Origin of the sequence: Streptomyces sp. NPDC051578 (assembly GCF_044454045.1) — a bacterium.
In the GTDB taxonomy this organism is placed as follows: domain Bacteria; phylum Actinomycetota; class Actinomycetes; order Streptomycetales; family Streptomycetaceae; genus Streptomyces.
In genome coordinates, this window is the sequence record NZ_JBITDH010000012.1 from 41,302 (window position 1) to 54,808 (window position 13,507).

Below are 13,507 nucleotides of genomic sequence, written 5' to 3' on the forward strand. Positions count from 1 at the left end.
CCGGCCTGGGGCCCTACCAGTACGTTCCCTGCACCATCGCGGCGAGAGCGGCGTGGTGCAGGATGAGGCCGTCCGGGTCGGCGGGGACCTCGACCTCGCCGAAGTGCGCCTGGCGGTAGGCGATGCGGAGCATGACGATGCCGTGCCGCAGGGCGGCGTACAGCGTGTGGAATTCCATGTCGCGCGGGACGTGTCCGGTGAGTTCGGCGTAGCGGCGTTCGAGGTCGTCGCGACGCAGGAAGCCGGGCAGGCCCGGCTGGCCGAAGCCGACGGTCAGGTCCTGGAAGAAGCGGTGGAGGTAGACGGTCCAGCCGAGGTCCACCTCGCGCGGGGCGTACGCGGCCATCTCCCAGTCCAGTACGGCCACCGGCTGGAAGCCGTCGGGCTGGTAGATCACGTTGCCGATGCGCGCGTCACCCCAGTTGAGGACGGGCTCGCCCTCGTCGCGGGGCCAGAGGTCCTCCAGCCGGTCGAAGGCGCGCTCCAGCAGCGGCGAGGGGGCCAGGCCCTCCACCACCCATGCGTAGTAGGCGCGTTGGGCCTCCACGTGACGGCGCAGCGGGGTCCCGGGGCCGGGTGGGAGAAGGAACTCCCCTTTCTCCGCCGGGAATTGGTCGTGGAGGCGGGCCAGGAGGGAGATGCTCGCCTCCTGGAGGACGGCGCGTTCGGCGTCGGTGGCGGAGTGCAGCCAGTTTCCCTCGTAGGTGTAGGGCATGACGTCGGGCGGGACGCGGCCTTCGGCGCGGGCCATGACGAAGAAGGGCGCGCCGAGCGGTTCGGGGTCCTCCTCGAGCCAGCGCACGCGCGGTACGGGCAGATCGGTGTGTTCGGCGACCAGCCGCATGACGCGGTACTGGCGGCCCATGTCGTAGGTGGGGAAGACGGTGTAGGCGGCCGGGTCGGCGGCCAGGCGCAGGGCGCAGGCGCGGTCGGCGGCGTCCGGGTGCTCGATGTCGAAGAGGAGGGTCTCGCTGGACATGCCGTTGGAGCCGGGTACGGAGGTGTTGGTGACCTTCGCACCGGGGAGGCGGCTGTCGAGCCAGGCCGTCAGGCGCCGGCCGAGCTCCTCGGGCTCGCGGGTGGAGGTGCGGGGACGTGGTGCCGTTGCCATGGAGTCCCTCCGGCTGATTCGGGTGGGGTGTCGGCTCGGGTCGGCCGCTATGGCGCGACGGAGGCGTAGTCGGCGAAGCCGCTGGGGTCGTGGCGGCCGAAGCTGCCGTGCTCGAAGATGCCGTGCCCGATCAGGCCGTCGAGGGTGAAGCGGGCCGAGTGGTCGGTGACGCCGAAGGCGGCCATGGGGTGGGCGGCCGGGTCGGAGAGGTCGTAGACGCGCCGGTCGGTCCAGCCGCGGCCCTGCCAGGTGCCGTGCTGCCAGTCGGCGGCGGGCGGGTATCCGGCGCCGACGGCGAGCGGGGAGGAGTTGAGGATCTCCACGCCGAGTTCGAGGGGTTTGCGGGCCGGATCGGTGAGGTGGACGACGGCGCTCTCGGGGTGGCGGCCGCCGGGGCGGTAGCGGATGTCGGTGTGCGGCCAGCCGAGCTGGACGTCGCCGCGGCCGCTGCCGTCGGGGAACACCTGGACGGCCTCGCTGAGGGTGCGGTGGCCGTCCGCGTCCTCCTGGGTGATGACCATGAGGAAGCGGTCCTCGAAGCGGACGGGGATCCAGAGCCAGTGGAAGCCCTCGGGGCGGTACTCGTCGGCGGCGCGGCCTCCGTCCTCACCGGGGATGGGGCGCACGCCCCAGCTGCGGTCGCGGGTGCCGGTCCAGGCGCCGGGGGCGAGGGTGAATTCCTCGCCCTTGGCGCGGATGGTGCCGGTGGCGCTGCCCGCCTGGACGAAGCGGCGGCCCTCCAGCATCAGGCGGTCGCCGCGCCGCTGTAGGTGGTGCGGCTCCCAGACGGCGGGGAACTCGGCGGTCCAGGTGATGTCGCAGGAGAGCCCTTCGGGGTCGGCGGGGTCGGCGTCGCAGTGGAGGCTGATCCGCCGCAGGGGTTCGTCGACGGTGATGCGCAGGGGGCCGACGGAGAGGTTCATGCGGTCGTCGGTGAGGGCGTCGGAGGCGCGGACGGCGAGGAGTTCGTCGCCGAGGCGCAGGGTGGCGTAGGCGTCGATGACGCCGGCGTTGGGGTAGACGCCGAGCCCGAGGATGAGGACGGCCCGGCCGGCGTGGTCGAAGACGTGGAAGATGCAGCGGTCGTAGGCGTTGCGGTCGCCGCTGACGAGGTGCTTCATCGACAGCGGTGCCTGGTGGATGGGGTACTCGTCCAGGGCGACGGGCCGGTCGGCGGGCATGACGAACCTCCTGCGCAGGGTGGGCTCCGCTCGGGCGGATATGACGGTACGTCAGAAACCGCTACGGACAACAGGGTTGTGGCACACCGCGCCACCCCGGCACAGTCGGCCGGCTCGCCGGCGCGCGGCCCCTCCGCGGGCCACGGTCCCCTCGTGGCCCGGGGGCCGGTGGGGTCCGCCGCGCGAGGAGGACCGGCGCCGTAGTTTGGCCGGGTGACGACCACCACAGCGCAAGAGGCTTTTCTGCGGGCGTTCCACGCCGAGCACCCGGCGGTGACCACCCAGGCGTTCGGCCGCGGCCTCTCTCCGGACGGCCGGTCCAGTTACGAGATCCTGTGCGATCGAGTGGCCGGAAGCAGGCGAGTGCTGGATCTCGGCTGCGGTGACGGCCTCCTGCTCGAACTCTTGGCCGGCGGGGAGGGGAGACAGCTCGCAGGGATTGACCTGTCGGCGCATTCCGTGGCGCTGGCGCGACGTCGGCCGGCGCTTCGCGGGGCGCAGCTGGAAGAAGGCCGGGCCCAGGAGCTTCCCTTCGCCGACGACGGCTTCGACGCCTGCGTCTCCCACATGGCGCTGATGTTGATGAGCGAGGTCGGGCAGGTCGCGGCCGAGGTCGCCCGAGTGCTGGCCCCCGGAGGGGTGCTGGCGTGCGTGGTGGGAGGCGGGGCTGTCGGCGGTGAGGCCTATGACCGGTTCCTGGGGCTGCTGCGGCGCACGATCGAGGAGATGCCCGCCTCACGGCGCATCCCGGCGTTGGGGGACAGAAGGGCGCGCAGTCGCGAGGGGCTCGACGAAGTCCTCGGACCGGCGGGCTTCGCCCCGGTGGAGTGGGAGACCGTTCCCATCGATCTGAGCGGTCCGGCGTGGGAGGTGTGGGCTGCCGTCTCCACGCTCTACGACGTCGGTCCGCTCGACGGGGCGAACGTGGAGCGGCTGCGAGAGGCCTTTTTCAGTGAGGTGCGGGACATGACGACACCGGAGGGGCTCGTCCCCTGCGGGTTCAAGATCCACGTCGCGACGACGCGGCTGCGTGAGCGGGCCGGCGGCCGGTAGCCGGCGGCCGGGGTGGTGACCGGGCACGGGTCACCGGCGGTCACGGTCCGGCGGCCCGCCTCCCCTTGCCGGGATGGCGCGCCGACCGGTCGGGGTCGTTGCCGGGGGCGCCTCGGCAGTGGACCGGGGCGCCCCCGGCATGCCCGCGCCGCGGCTCCGGCCGGGTGCGGTGACGGCAGTGGTGGCCAGGTGTGCCCCATGAGGCCCCGCCCGTCGGTGCGGCGGCGAGGCCGGTTGCACCGCCGTCGACGGCGCTGGGGGGGCGCCGCACGGCCTCCGCTTCCAGGGCGTTCCCGGCGCCCGAGGAGCAGGGAAGGTGCCAGCGCGTCGGTCGACTCGGCGCGGCGCACACCCGAAGAGGCCGGCGCCCCCGGCAACCGGTCAGGGCCGCGTACGGCGGTCAGCGGACCGCAGCTCCCCTGGCTGCCGCGAACCGCAGGGCGCCGACCCGCTCCGTTACCGCGCTCTGCCCGCCTCCCAGCGTCGGCAGAAGGCTGCGGGCAGCTGGTGGCACAGGCACGCCCGACGAGCGGTGCAGGTGGCCCGGGCGAACGACTGCCTCCTCGCACCCGGCGGTCCGGCGCGCCCCGCGAAAGGCGGCCCCGGATGCCGCACGGCGCCGACCGCCGCCACCGCCGCGCCCCGCACCGGCCGAGGGACGGGCACGGGCGGGAGGCAGTGGCCGGGGCGACGGCTGCGTCACCGCGGCGGCTCCGGTGCGCAACCCTGAGGAGCCGGGGCCCCGTGCGGTCGGTCGGGGCCGCATTCGGCGGTCGCCCGATGCCGCCGCACGGCCCGCCGCACGGGCGGAGCGGGGCGGTCGGGGCCGTGCCGGTCGTTTCCCGCGGCCGCCCCGCTGGGGGCGCCCCGCCGAGGCGGGTCAGCGGGATTCGGGGCCCGCCAGGTGGCGGGCGATGACCATGCGCTGGATCTGGTTGGTGCCCTCGACGATCTGGAGGACCTTCGCCTCGCGCATCAGCCGCTCCACCGGGAAGTCCGCGGTGTAGCCGTACCCGCCGAGCACCTGGACCGCGTCCGTCGTCACGGCCATCGCCGCGTCGGTGCAGAACAGCTTCGCCATCGCCGCCTGGCGGGAGAACGGCTTGCCGGCGTCCCGCAGGCGCGCCGCCGCCAGGTACAGGGACCGGCCCGCCTCGATCTTCGTCGCCATGTCGGCCAGCATGAAGCGCAGCCCCTGGAAGTCCGCGATGGGGTGTCCGAACTGCTTGCGGTCCAGCGCGTACGTGAGGGCCTCGTCCATGGCGGCCTGCGCGACGCCGATCGCGCAGGCGGCGATGCCCAGCCGGCCCGCGTCCAGCGCGGCGAGGGCGATGGTGAAGCCCTGGCCCTCCTCGCCGATCCGCCGCGCGTCGGGCACCCGGACCCCGTCGAAGTGGAGCTGGGCCGTGGGCGAGCCCTTGAGGCCCATCTTCTTCTCCGGGACGGCCGCCGTCAGGCCCTCGGCGTCACCCGGGACCAGGAAGGCGGTGATCCCCTTGGGGCCCTCGCCGCCCGTGCGGGCGAGCACGGTGTAGAAGTCGGCGACCCCGCCGTGGGTGATCCACGCCTTGGTGCCGGTGATCACCCAGTCGTCGCCGTCGCGCACCGCCTTGGTGCTCAGCGAGGCCGCGTCCGAGCCGGCGGCCGGCTCGGAGAGGCAGTACGCGCCGAGCAGGCCGCCGCCCAGCATCGCGGGCAGGTGGGCCGCCTGCTGCTCCTTGCTGCCGTACCCGGCCAGCCCGTGGCAGGCCAGGGAGTGCACGCTGACGCCGAGGCCGACGGTCAGCCGGGCCGCCGCGAGTTCTTCCAGCACCTGGAGGTAGACCTCGTACGGCTGCTCACCGCCGCCGAACTCGCCGTCGTACGGGAGGCCGAGCAGCCCCGAGTCCGACAGCAGGGCGAAGACCTCGCGGGGGAAACGGCCGGCGTCCTCCTCCTCGGCGGCCCGGGGGCGGATCTCCCGCTGCGCGATCTCTCGTACGAGCGCGAGCAGATCGCGGGACTCTTCGGTGGGCAGCTGACGTTCCACCGGCTGCGGGGCGCGGTCGTTCATGGCGGCGCTCTCCTCCCTCATCGGGCACGGCGACGGCGCGTGAGGTGTGGGACGCGCCGCCGGGTCTCGGTGCTCTCACAGCCGATACTGCCCTCCCGGATCACGGAAGGGCCTGTTCAGCGGCTGCGGCGGCTTGAGTATGCCCGATCAGGGGCTTCCCGTCACCGGTAGTTGATCGCCAAGGTCCCGGACCTCGGCCGAGGCCTGCTCAAGTACGGGTGGAGCCGGGCATTGCGGTACGAATTCCTCGATCACCGTCAAAGTGGCCCGTAGCTGCCGCACCAGCAGCGCGGCCAGTTCCGCGCGGCCGGGCGGCCCGGGCCGTCCGGCCAGGCCTTCGCCGCCGTCCGCCCCGAGCCCGCCGATCCATTCCAGGGTGGTCCCCTCGACCCCGGAGAGCCAGCCGACGAGGGCCAGGCGGGCGATCGGCGGGAGGACTCGGCGCCCGTACGCGCCTTCGGCGATGGCGGCCACCAGTTCCTCGCGCACCGCGTCGCGGATGGCGAGCACTTCGGCGTCGGACCCCACGCCGCCCGTGACGATGGTGCGGTACGCGGCCTGGTGGTGCTCGGCGTAGAAGAGGTAGCCGTCGATGGTCCGGCGGGCGCGCTCGGCACCGGTCAGTTCGGTGTCCGCGCCGGCGCGGGCGACGAGTTCGGCCACCGAGTCCTCGACGATGGCGAGGTAGTAGCCGCGCTTGCTCTTGAAGTAGTAGTAGATCAACCCCTTGGCGATGCCCGCCTGTTTGGCGATGTCGTCCATGGAGAGCGCGTCGTACGGGGTGTCGGCGAACAACTTGCGCCCGATGGCTATGAGTTCGGCCCTGTGGACCTGCGAACGGCCGGTGGCGCCGGGCTGCCTGCCGCTCCCCTGGCCCCGCCCGTGACCGCGCTGTTGACTATTATTCAAATTCGGCCCTAGCCTCGAACTCCCACAGGACGCCCGCAGTATGGCAGACCTGTCTTCGGCACTTCCCTGCGCACGGACGACGTACGGGAGGCACTTCCATGAGCTCGGACACCAGGCCCGAGGGCCGGGTCGACTGGCGCAAGACGGCGGCCGTGGCGCTGCCCGCGGTGGCCGCCATCGGCGTGATGGCGACGGTCATGGCCCAGGGCGCGCTGGCCGCGTCCTTCGCCGTATCGGGGACCGCTTTCCAGGTCTCCTCCTCCAAGTTGAGCAGCGAGGGCCTCGCCTCCTACGTCCAGACGGACCGGTCGGCGGACGGCAAGGGGCATCCGGTGGCGCTGCTGGGGATCGGTGGGGCGACGCTCTCCGACATCTGCCAGTCCGCCCGGATGGACACCCCGCTGGGCACGGTGGTGTTCAAGCTGACGGCCGGCGGACGGGCCGGGCAGGTGACCGCCGGCAACCTCGTGATCGACGGCGAGGACCTCGACGGTGACGCGACGTTCGGCACCGCCCAGATCGGCCGGGACGCCTCCACCCTCGACCAGGTCGACGGGGTCACGGGCGAGCCGGGAAGTTCGGGCTCCAGGCGGGGAACATCGAGGTGCTGAACGTGAAGTCGCACTCCTGGTCCGCCACGGGTGGCAACTTCCGGCTCAAGGGCATGCGGCTGAACGTCAGCCTGGACGGCGAGCAGTGCTTCTAGGCAGGGTGCGCGCCGCCCGGTGGCGGCGAGTGCTCCCCGCCCGATGGCGGCGGTTCCCGCTCCCCGGCGCCCGGCGGCGGCTGCGGACCTGGCGCCGGACCCGGCCGTTCTGGGGCGGGCTGCTGGTTCTGCTGGGCGGGGCCGAGCTGCTGCTGGTCCCGCTCTCACCCCTGACGGTGCTGGTCAGCCTGGGCCTCGGCGGGGTCGCGGCGATCGGGATCGGGGCCGCGCTGATCGTGGCGGCGCTGTTCCTGTGGTTCCTGCCGCAGACGAGGGCGTACGTCTCCGTCCACGCCCTGCTGCTGTCGGTGCTGTCCTTCGTGGCGACCAACCTCGGCGGCTTCCTGGTGGGGATGCTGCTCGGCGTCGCGGGCAGCGCGCTGGCCTTCGGATGGACCCCGCGCCCGGAAGGGGGCGGGGAGCCGGGTGGTGCGGGCAGCCCCCGGCGCGGCACTCCGCGCGTCATGGCCGCCGCGCTGCCGGTGGCGCTGCCGGCGTCGCTGCCGACGGGCGCGGCCGGCGCCCCCCGGGCCCCGGCCGCGCAGGCGCCGGTGACCGCGGCGCGCACTCCCCCGACCGTGAGCACCTCGCTCTTCGCGCCCCAGGGCTTCGCCTTCGCCGGGGTCACCGAGGTCGCCACGGTCGACGGGCCGCGCAAGGCCCTGGTGCTGAGGATGACGGCCGCCTCGCTCAGCGACTACCGGCTGCGCACCCGGGACGGGCGGGACGAGTACGGGCTGGCCGCCTCGTCGCTGGAGCTGCGCGGCGACGTGACCCTGTACCTGACCAGGTTCAGCGGGTGCATCGAGGGGCTGGTCTGCGTCACGTTCAGCCCGGAGGGCCTGCCCGCTCCCCCGGCCATCCCCCCGTTCGTCTTCATGACGCGGGTCAGCGCCGAGCAGGTACTGGTCACCTCGGACGTGATCGTCACGGACGGGCTGCGGCTGGAGGCGTCGTGAACCGGCGGGCGCGGCGCGCAACGGTCAGAGCCGGCGGGACGCTCAGAGCCTGCGGGGCGCTCGGCGCCGGCGCGACGGTCAGAGCCAGCCGACCTGGGTGACGAACATGGCCACCACGACCACCAGGGTCCAGCCCAGAACGTGTTCCAGCCAGGCGGTGTCCCCGTCGGGGCCACCGGTGCCGACGCGGCGGCGGAGGCGGGTGGGGAGGTCGGGGGCTGCGGCGGTGAGGACGGAGGCGCGTGCGGTCATGCCGTCCAATGTGGCAGTCTTCGCGGCTTTCGCGGTAGAGACGCACGTCACGGGTGGCCCACCTCACACCGCAAGCCCCGCGCACCCGATGGCGGCGGTCCGCACGTCACGCCCGCCGCGGGGGCGGCGGGCGTGAACGGGTTGACCGAACGGGTTGACCGACCGGCTGGGACACGGGTGCATGCGTCCGGGCGGCGTCGCCGTCAGGCGCGGCGCATGCGTCCGGCGCCGCGGCGTCCCGGGTTGGCCATGGCGGCCATCGCCAGTGCGAGCAGGGTGCCGACGGCGCCCGCGATGACGTTGCTGACCACCGTGCGGGTCGTGTCCACGTTGCCCGCGATGACCCACGGGGCGACGATCGTCCAGACGGCGATGCCGACGGCGGTCCACGCCATGGCGTGGGTGCGCTCGTACGCGGTCCCCAGGCCGCCCATGCACAGGCAGTAGGCCAGGCCTGCGATCAGGTTGTTGACGGCCAGCGCGCTCAGCACGCTGAATCCGGCGATCCACGGCGAGGCCGCGATGTAGAGGCCCGTGATGAGGGCCAGTGCCTCCACCGCCTGCGCCCGGGGTGTGCTGGTGACCTGCTCGAACCGCGTGCGCATCTCGGCGAGGTCGGGGTGGTGTTCGATGCTTGAGTGCGTGGTCATGACGGACTGCCTCCTGTTGAAGCTGCTCCTGCACCCCCTCTGCCCTTTATGTCCCACTTATAACCCATTCGGCGGCGAATAAATCGACCGGTGGTCCGCAGGTCAGATCACCCCGACCGAGCGCAGGGCACCGAGCTGCGCGACGCCCGGACGGGCCGGAACGTAGAGGTAGCAGATGCCGCCCGCGGCCTGGACTTCCTTGCCCGCGGCGTTGTGTCGCCGGGTGCGCAGCCAGACGTTCTCCCATTCGGTGCGCCGGTAGACCCGGCGCACGGCGGCGTCGTCCGCCGAGTTCGGGTCGTTGGCGATCACGTCCCCGGCCCCGGTGAAGCCCACGACGGTCATGATGTGGCCGGAGGTGCCGTACCCGGCGCCGGTGAGTTCCTCGGCCAGGAAGGACTGCGAGGTGATGACCGGGATCCCGGCCCGGACCAGGGTCTCCAGGTCCGTGAGGGAGGCCAGCCGGGTCACCACCGCGGCCATGTCCCGGTAGGTGGCGGCGTAAGCGGCGTTGAAGGGCCAGTTGCCGCACCCCTTGTAGGCCGCGTCGTAGGTGGAGCGGGCGGCGTGGCAGACCTGCGGGTCGGAGTAGGAAGGGTCCACCCAGGCCAGGTCCGCGGCAGTGGGCTTGCGGCCCCAGAACTCGATGATCATCTGGGAGGACGTGGGGCTGCACCAGGCCTCGCCGCCGTTGTCGTACTCGGGGTACCGGCCGATGTGGATCTCCTGCGAGTAACGCGGGACCTTGAGCTCGTGGGCCGTGCCGGAGGGCTTCGACGGGGGCACGGTGAACCGGTCCGGGACGTCCGAGGCCATGGCTCCGGCCAGCCACACGGTGGGCCCGCCGGCGCTGCCCGGCCTGCGGTACAGGGTCAGCCGCAGCTGCCAGTCCCGCAGGCGCAGGCCGCTCGCCTTCGCGGGGGTGTCGAGGGCCAGGGTGTCGGTCCAGATGGTGGTGCGGCCGTCGCTCTGGCCGTCGAGCGAGGTGCGGCGGATGTCGCCCTCGCCGGAGGCCCAGCGGCCCATCACGTACCAGGGTGTGGCCGTGCCGTCGGTGTAGGTGCCGCGCAGCTCCACCTGGATCCAGGTACCGGCCGGGGTCCGGGCGTTCCACGAGGCGACGGCCTCCGTGGCGGGGACGGCGCAGCGGTGTACGGGGGAGGTCCAGGTGGCGTGGTCCCAGGCAGCCGTCCTGCCGGTGTGCGGGTCGGTGTACTCGGTCCGGCCGGCCGCGGTCCCGATCTCCAGTCCGGGCCGGGTTCCCGCGACGGCCCTGGTGCCGCGGTGGGTGCCGGCCTGCCAGTGGGCGGAGGAGTACCAGAACCGGTTGTCGATCGTCGGCGCGGCGGCGCTCGCCCCGGGCTCGCGGCGGGGCGGGGTGGCGGCCGTGGCCTTCCCGCCCGGGACCGTGGCCACGGCGGCGGCCGCGAGGGCTGCGGCGAGCAGGGCCCTGCGCGGGGTGGGTGCGGTCATGGTGGTGGGCCCCCTGGGGTCGGTACGACGGGATCGGCTGCTGCTCCACCCTCCCAGTTCCCGCCCGGCGGGCGGCGGAAGCCGCGGGACCGTGTCGGGGGAACCCAGGCCATAGGCTGGCCGGGTGGAGCAGCCCGAGCAGTCCCCCCTCTCCCCCGGCCGGCCCCTGGGCCCGCTGGCGCGGGAGCTCGCCGCCCTGCCGCCCTCCCTCGGGCCGGTCCGGCTGATCGGCGTCGACGGGCACGCCGGATCCGGCAAGAGCACCTTCGCGCGGCACCTCGCCGAGGCCCTGGGCGGAGCTCCGGTGCTGCACCTGGACGACGTGGCCACGCACGAGGAGCTGTTCGACTGGTTCGGGCGGCTCAGCGCCCAGGTCCTGGAGCCGCTCGCGGCCGGTCGGCCCGCGCACTGGGCCCCGTACGACTGGGTTCTGCGCCGGTTCGGCCCGGAGCGGGTGCTGGAGCCGGTCCCGGTGCTGGTCGTCGAGGGGGTCGGGGCGGGCAGGCGGGCCCTGCGTCCGTGGCTGGCGCGGCTGCTGTGGATGGAGACGTCCCGCGAGGTGTCCTGGGGGCGCGGGCGCAGCCGGGACGGGCGCGGACTTCACGGATTCTGGGACGAATGGGAGCGCGCGGAACTCGCGCACTTCTCGCACGACCCTTCGCGCCCCTTCGCCGACACCCTGGTGCGCCAGAGCGGTACGGGATACGAGTGGACTTCCGGGGCTCTTGCGACTGCGCCGACCCCGGCTTCCGTCACGGAACGTCACGGACTCCCCCGGGCCTGAGCGCCGCCCGCGCCGGCCTTCCGCCGGGGGTTCCCCGAGCCGCTTGACCTCGCCCCCGCGGCGGCCTTACGTTCTGAATGCACGGTCCGCAGGGACCGCAGCGGACGCGAAGCCCCCGATTGTTCCCCCGTGATCGGGGGCTTCGTTCTGCCCCGGCACGGCCCGCGAAGGGCCGGCCGCAGCTGCGATCACCTCCGTTTCCTTCACCCTCAGTCACCACGACGGTCCGCGAGGGGCCGACGACCCGCGGCTGCCGCACCCTGGGTAAGGAGCGTCACCGCAGGTACGATGCAGCCCTGATTTCATCGGCATGGTGGACAACTGCGGGAACGGTTCCGAGGGTTGCCGCGCACCACGGGGGCAGGCTTGTGGGGGATGTGATGGACTTCGGCATGCCGGGCAGCACCCACGCCCCGGCCGAACTCGCCTGGCTGCGCGGGGTCGACGCCTGCACCATGGGCGCCTATCCGCAGGCCGAGGAGGAGTTCCGCACGGCGGTGCGGCTCGATCCCTCGATGGCCGACGCCTGGCTGGGCCTGCACGCGCTCAGGGCGGACACCACGAACGCGCTGCTGCGCATGTACGCGCACCGAGACCGCTTCGGCGAGCAGCGCGCCCGGCACCGCAGGACGCTGAACTCCTGGTACTGGCTGGGCTGGTGGGTGCAGCCGGTCCTGGAGAGCCGCCGTGACCTGCTGCTGGCCCACGCCTCGCACTGGCTGGACGGCCGCCACGTGCCCGAGCTGGACCAGGCGCTGGCCGCCCTGCCGCCGGTGGACACCGATCCGCAGGTCCGCTTCCTGCACGCCTGCCGGGCCTACCTGGTCAAGGACTGGGAGCAGTTGGTGCGGCACACCGAGCCGCTGGTGGACGACCCGCAACTGGGCATCGAAGCCCGCCTCTTCGGCGGGATGGCCCGGGTGCGGCTGGAGATGTACGGGCAGGCGGAGCCGATGCTCGCGGCGGCGCTGATGCGCTGTCGCAGCGAGCAGCCGCAGCGCAAGGAGCTGCGGTACTGGCTGGCGCGGGCCCACGAGGGGACCGGCCGCAGCGCCGCCGCGCTGCCGCTGTACCGGGCGGTGCACCGGGTGGACCCGGGGTTCATGGACACGGCGGCCCGCCTGACGGCGATCGCCGACAGCAGCGACCCCGACGACATGGCCGGTTACGCGGCCTACGGGCACTCGGGCGAAGGGTTCGCCGGACACGGGCCGGCCCCGGCGGGCGGGGACCTGGCGGCGGTCACCCTCGGCGGCGGGGGCGGCGCCCCCGCACAGGACGTCGCGGCGGACGGCCAGGCCGAGCCGGACCCGCTGTTCCCCGACCCGCCGCAGCCCCGTTTCGGTGCGCCGGACGGCGGCCGGGCCGACGGCATCCGCCACAAGGCGGCGTTACCGGCCCAGGGCACGCCCGCGGGGCTTCCGGCCGGGCCCGCCGATCCGCGGGCGCTGGCGCAGGCGCTCGCGGAGCTGGAGCGGATGGTGGGGCTGGAGCCCGTCAAGCGCCAGGTGAAAGCCCTCTCGGCGCAGCTGCACATGTCCAGGCTGCGGGCGGGCCAGGGACTCCCGGTGCAGCCTCCCAAGCGGCATTTCGTCTTCTCGGGGCCTTCCGGTACGGGCAAGACCACGGTGGCCCGGATCCTGGGCCGGGTCTTCTACGCGCTCGGTCTGCTGGGCGGCGACCACCTGGTGGAAGCCCAACGCGCGGACCTGGTGGGCGAGTTCCTCGGGCAGACGGCCGTCAAGGCCAACGAGCTGATCGACTCGGCGATCGGCGGGGTGCTGTTCGTGGACGAGGCGTACAGCCTGTCCAACTCCGGCTACAGCAAGGGGGACGCGTACGGCGACGAGGCGTTACAGGTGCTCCTCAAGCGCGCGGAGGACAACCGGGACCACCTCGTGGTCATCCTCGCGGGCTACCCGGCCGGGATGGACCGGCTGCTGAGCACCAACCCCGGATTGTCCTCGCGGTTCACCACCCGGGTGGACTTCCCGAGCTACCGGCCCCTCGAACTGACCGCGATCGGGGAGGTGCTGGCGGACGGCAACGGCGACCGCTGGGACGAGGAGGCGCTGGAGGAGCTGCGCAGCATCAGCGGGCACGTGGTCGAACAGGGCTGGATCGACGAGCTGGGCAACGGCCGCTTCCTGCGCACCCTCTACGAGAAGAGCTGCGCCTACCGGGACCTGCGCCTGGCGGGTTTCGCGGGCGACCCCTCCCGGGAGGACCTGTCGACCCTGCGACTGGCGGACCTGATGCAGGCCTACGGCGAGGTCCTCTCCGGCCGCGGCCCCCAAGAACGCCCGGAGGCACCGCCGATGTAGCGACGGAGCCGCGCGAGCGGGGTCCGGGGTCCGGGGCAGTCGCTGCGCCGCA

At 73.5% G+C, this 13,507-nt stretch carries 11 protein-coding genes and 1 pseudogene; 5 read left to right on the forward strand and 7 right to left on the reverse strand.

Annotation, left to right across the window (positions count from 1 at the left end):
* Nucleotides 1-13: 13 nt before the first annotated feature.
* Both ACIA6C_RS30515 and ACIA6C_RS30520 read right to left on the reverse strand, forming a co-directional pair.
* On the reverse strand, nucleotides 14-1,111 hold the full coding sequence (locus ACIA6C_RS30515) for a phosphotransferase family protein (protein WP_399280743.1): 1,098 nt from the start codon (nucleotides 1,109-1,111) through the stop codon (nucleotides 14-16).
* Nucleotides 1,112-1,158: 47 nt separating this feature from the next.
* The gene (locus ACIA6C_RS30520) at nucleotides 1,159-2,292 is read right to left on the reverse strand and encodes a hypothetical protein (RefSeq protein ID WP_399280745.1); all 1,134 of its coding nucleotides are present in this window, start codon (nucleotides 2,290-2,292) and stop codon (nucleotides 1,159-1,161) included.
* 213 nt (nucleotides 2,293-2,505) lie between these two features.
* Here ACIA6C_RS30520 and ACIA6C_RS30525 point away from each other — a divergent pair, with 213 nt between their 5' ends.
* Nucleotides 2,506-3,345 carry a class I SAM-dependent methyltransferase gene (locus tag ACIA6C_RS30525; RefSeq protein ID WP_399280747.1) on the forward strand — a complete coding sequence of 280 codons (840 nt, stop codon included), beginning with the start codon at nucleotides 2,506-2,508 and terminating at the stop codon, nucleotides 3,343-3,345.
* 880 nt (nucleotides 3,346-4,225) lie between these two features.
* Here the strand turns inward: ACIA6C_RS30525 and ACIA6C_RS30530 are convergent.
* Nucleotides 4,226-5,398: an acyl-CoA dehydrogenase family protein gene (locus ACIA6C_RS30530; protein ID WP_399280749.1), complete on the reverse strand. Its 1,173-nt coding sequence runs from the start codon at nucleotides 5,396-5,398 to the stop codon at nucleotides 4,226-4,228.
* 147 nt (nucleotides 5,399-5,545) lie between these two features.
* Complete coding sequence (locus tag ACIA6C_RS30535) at nucleotides 5,546-6,307, reverse strand: TetR/AcrR family transcriptional regulator (protein ID WP_399280751.1); 762 nt, start codon at nucleotides 6,305-6,307, stop codon at nucleotides 5,546-5,548.
* A gap of 197 nt (nucleotides 6,308-6,504) precedes the next feature.
* Between ACIA6C_RS30535 and ACIA6C_RS30540 the strand changes: the two are divergent.
* Both ACIA6C_RS30540 and ACIA6C_RS30545 read left to right on the forward strand, forming a co-directional pair.
* Nucleotides 6,505-7,013 (forward strand): annotated as a pseudogene (locus ACIA6C_RS30540) (DUF6230 family protein).
* A gap of 29 nt (nucleotides 7,014-7,042) precedes the next feature.
* Nucleotides 7,043-7,972 (forward strand): DUF6114 domain-containing protein, encoded by a 930-nt coding sequence (locus ACIA6C_RS30545; RefSeq protein ID WP_399280753.1) that lies wholly within the window; start codon nucleotides 7,043-7,045, stop codon nucleotides 7,970-7,972.
* A 78-nt stretch (nucleotides 7,973-8,050) separates the two neighbouring features.
* Here the strand turns inward: ACIA6C_RS30545 and ACIA6C_RS30550 are convergent, their stop codons facing one another.
* The 3 genes from ACIA6C_RS30550 to ACIA6C_RS30560 form a co-directional block, all read right to left on the reverse strand.
* Nucleotides 8,051-8,224: an SCO1431 family membrane protein gene (locus tag ACIA6C_RS30550; protein ID WP_399280755.1), complete on the reverse strand. Its 174-nt coding sequence runs from the start codon at nucleotides 8,222-8,224 to the stop codon at nucleotides 8,051-8,053.
* A gap of 203 nt (nucleotides 8,225-8,427) precedes the next feature.
* Entirely contained in the window at nucleotides 8,428-8,874 is a 447-nt protein-coding gene (locus ACIA6C_RS30555; protein ID WP_399280757.1) for an SPW repeat protein, read from the reverse strand.
* A gap of 102 nt (nucleotides 8,875-8,976) precedes the next feature.
* On the reverse strand, nucleotides 8,977-10,347 hold the full coding sequence (locus tag ACIA6C_RS30560; protein WP_399280759.1) for a peptidase C39 family protein: 1,371 nt from the start codon (nucleotides 10,345-10,347) through the stop codon (nucleotides 8,977-8,979).
* A gap of 166 nt (nucleotides 10,348-10,513) precedes the next feature.
* Here ACIA6C_RS30560 and ACIA6C_RS30565 point away from each other — a divergent pair, with 166 nt between their 5' ends.
* Together ACIA6C_RS30565 and ACIA6C_RS30570 are read left to right on the forward strand one after the other, a co-directional pair.
* Complete coding sequence (locus ACIA6C_RS30565) at nucleotides 10,514-11,131, forward strand: hypothetical protein (RefSeq protein WP_399280859.1); 618 nt, start codon at nucleotides 10,514-10,516, stop codon at nucleotides 11,129-11,131.
* A 380-nt stretch (nucleotides 11,132-11,511) separates the two neighbouring features.
* Entirely contained in the window at nucleotides 11,512-13,455 is a 1,944-nt protein-coding gene (locus ACIA6C_RS30570; RefSeq protein ID WP_399280761.1) for an AAA family ATPase, read from the forward strand.
* Nucleotides 13,456-13,507 lie beyond the last annotated feature (52 nt).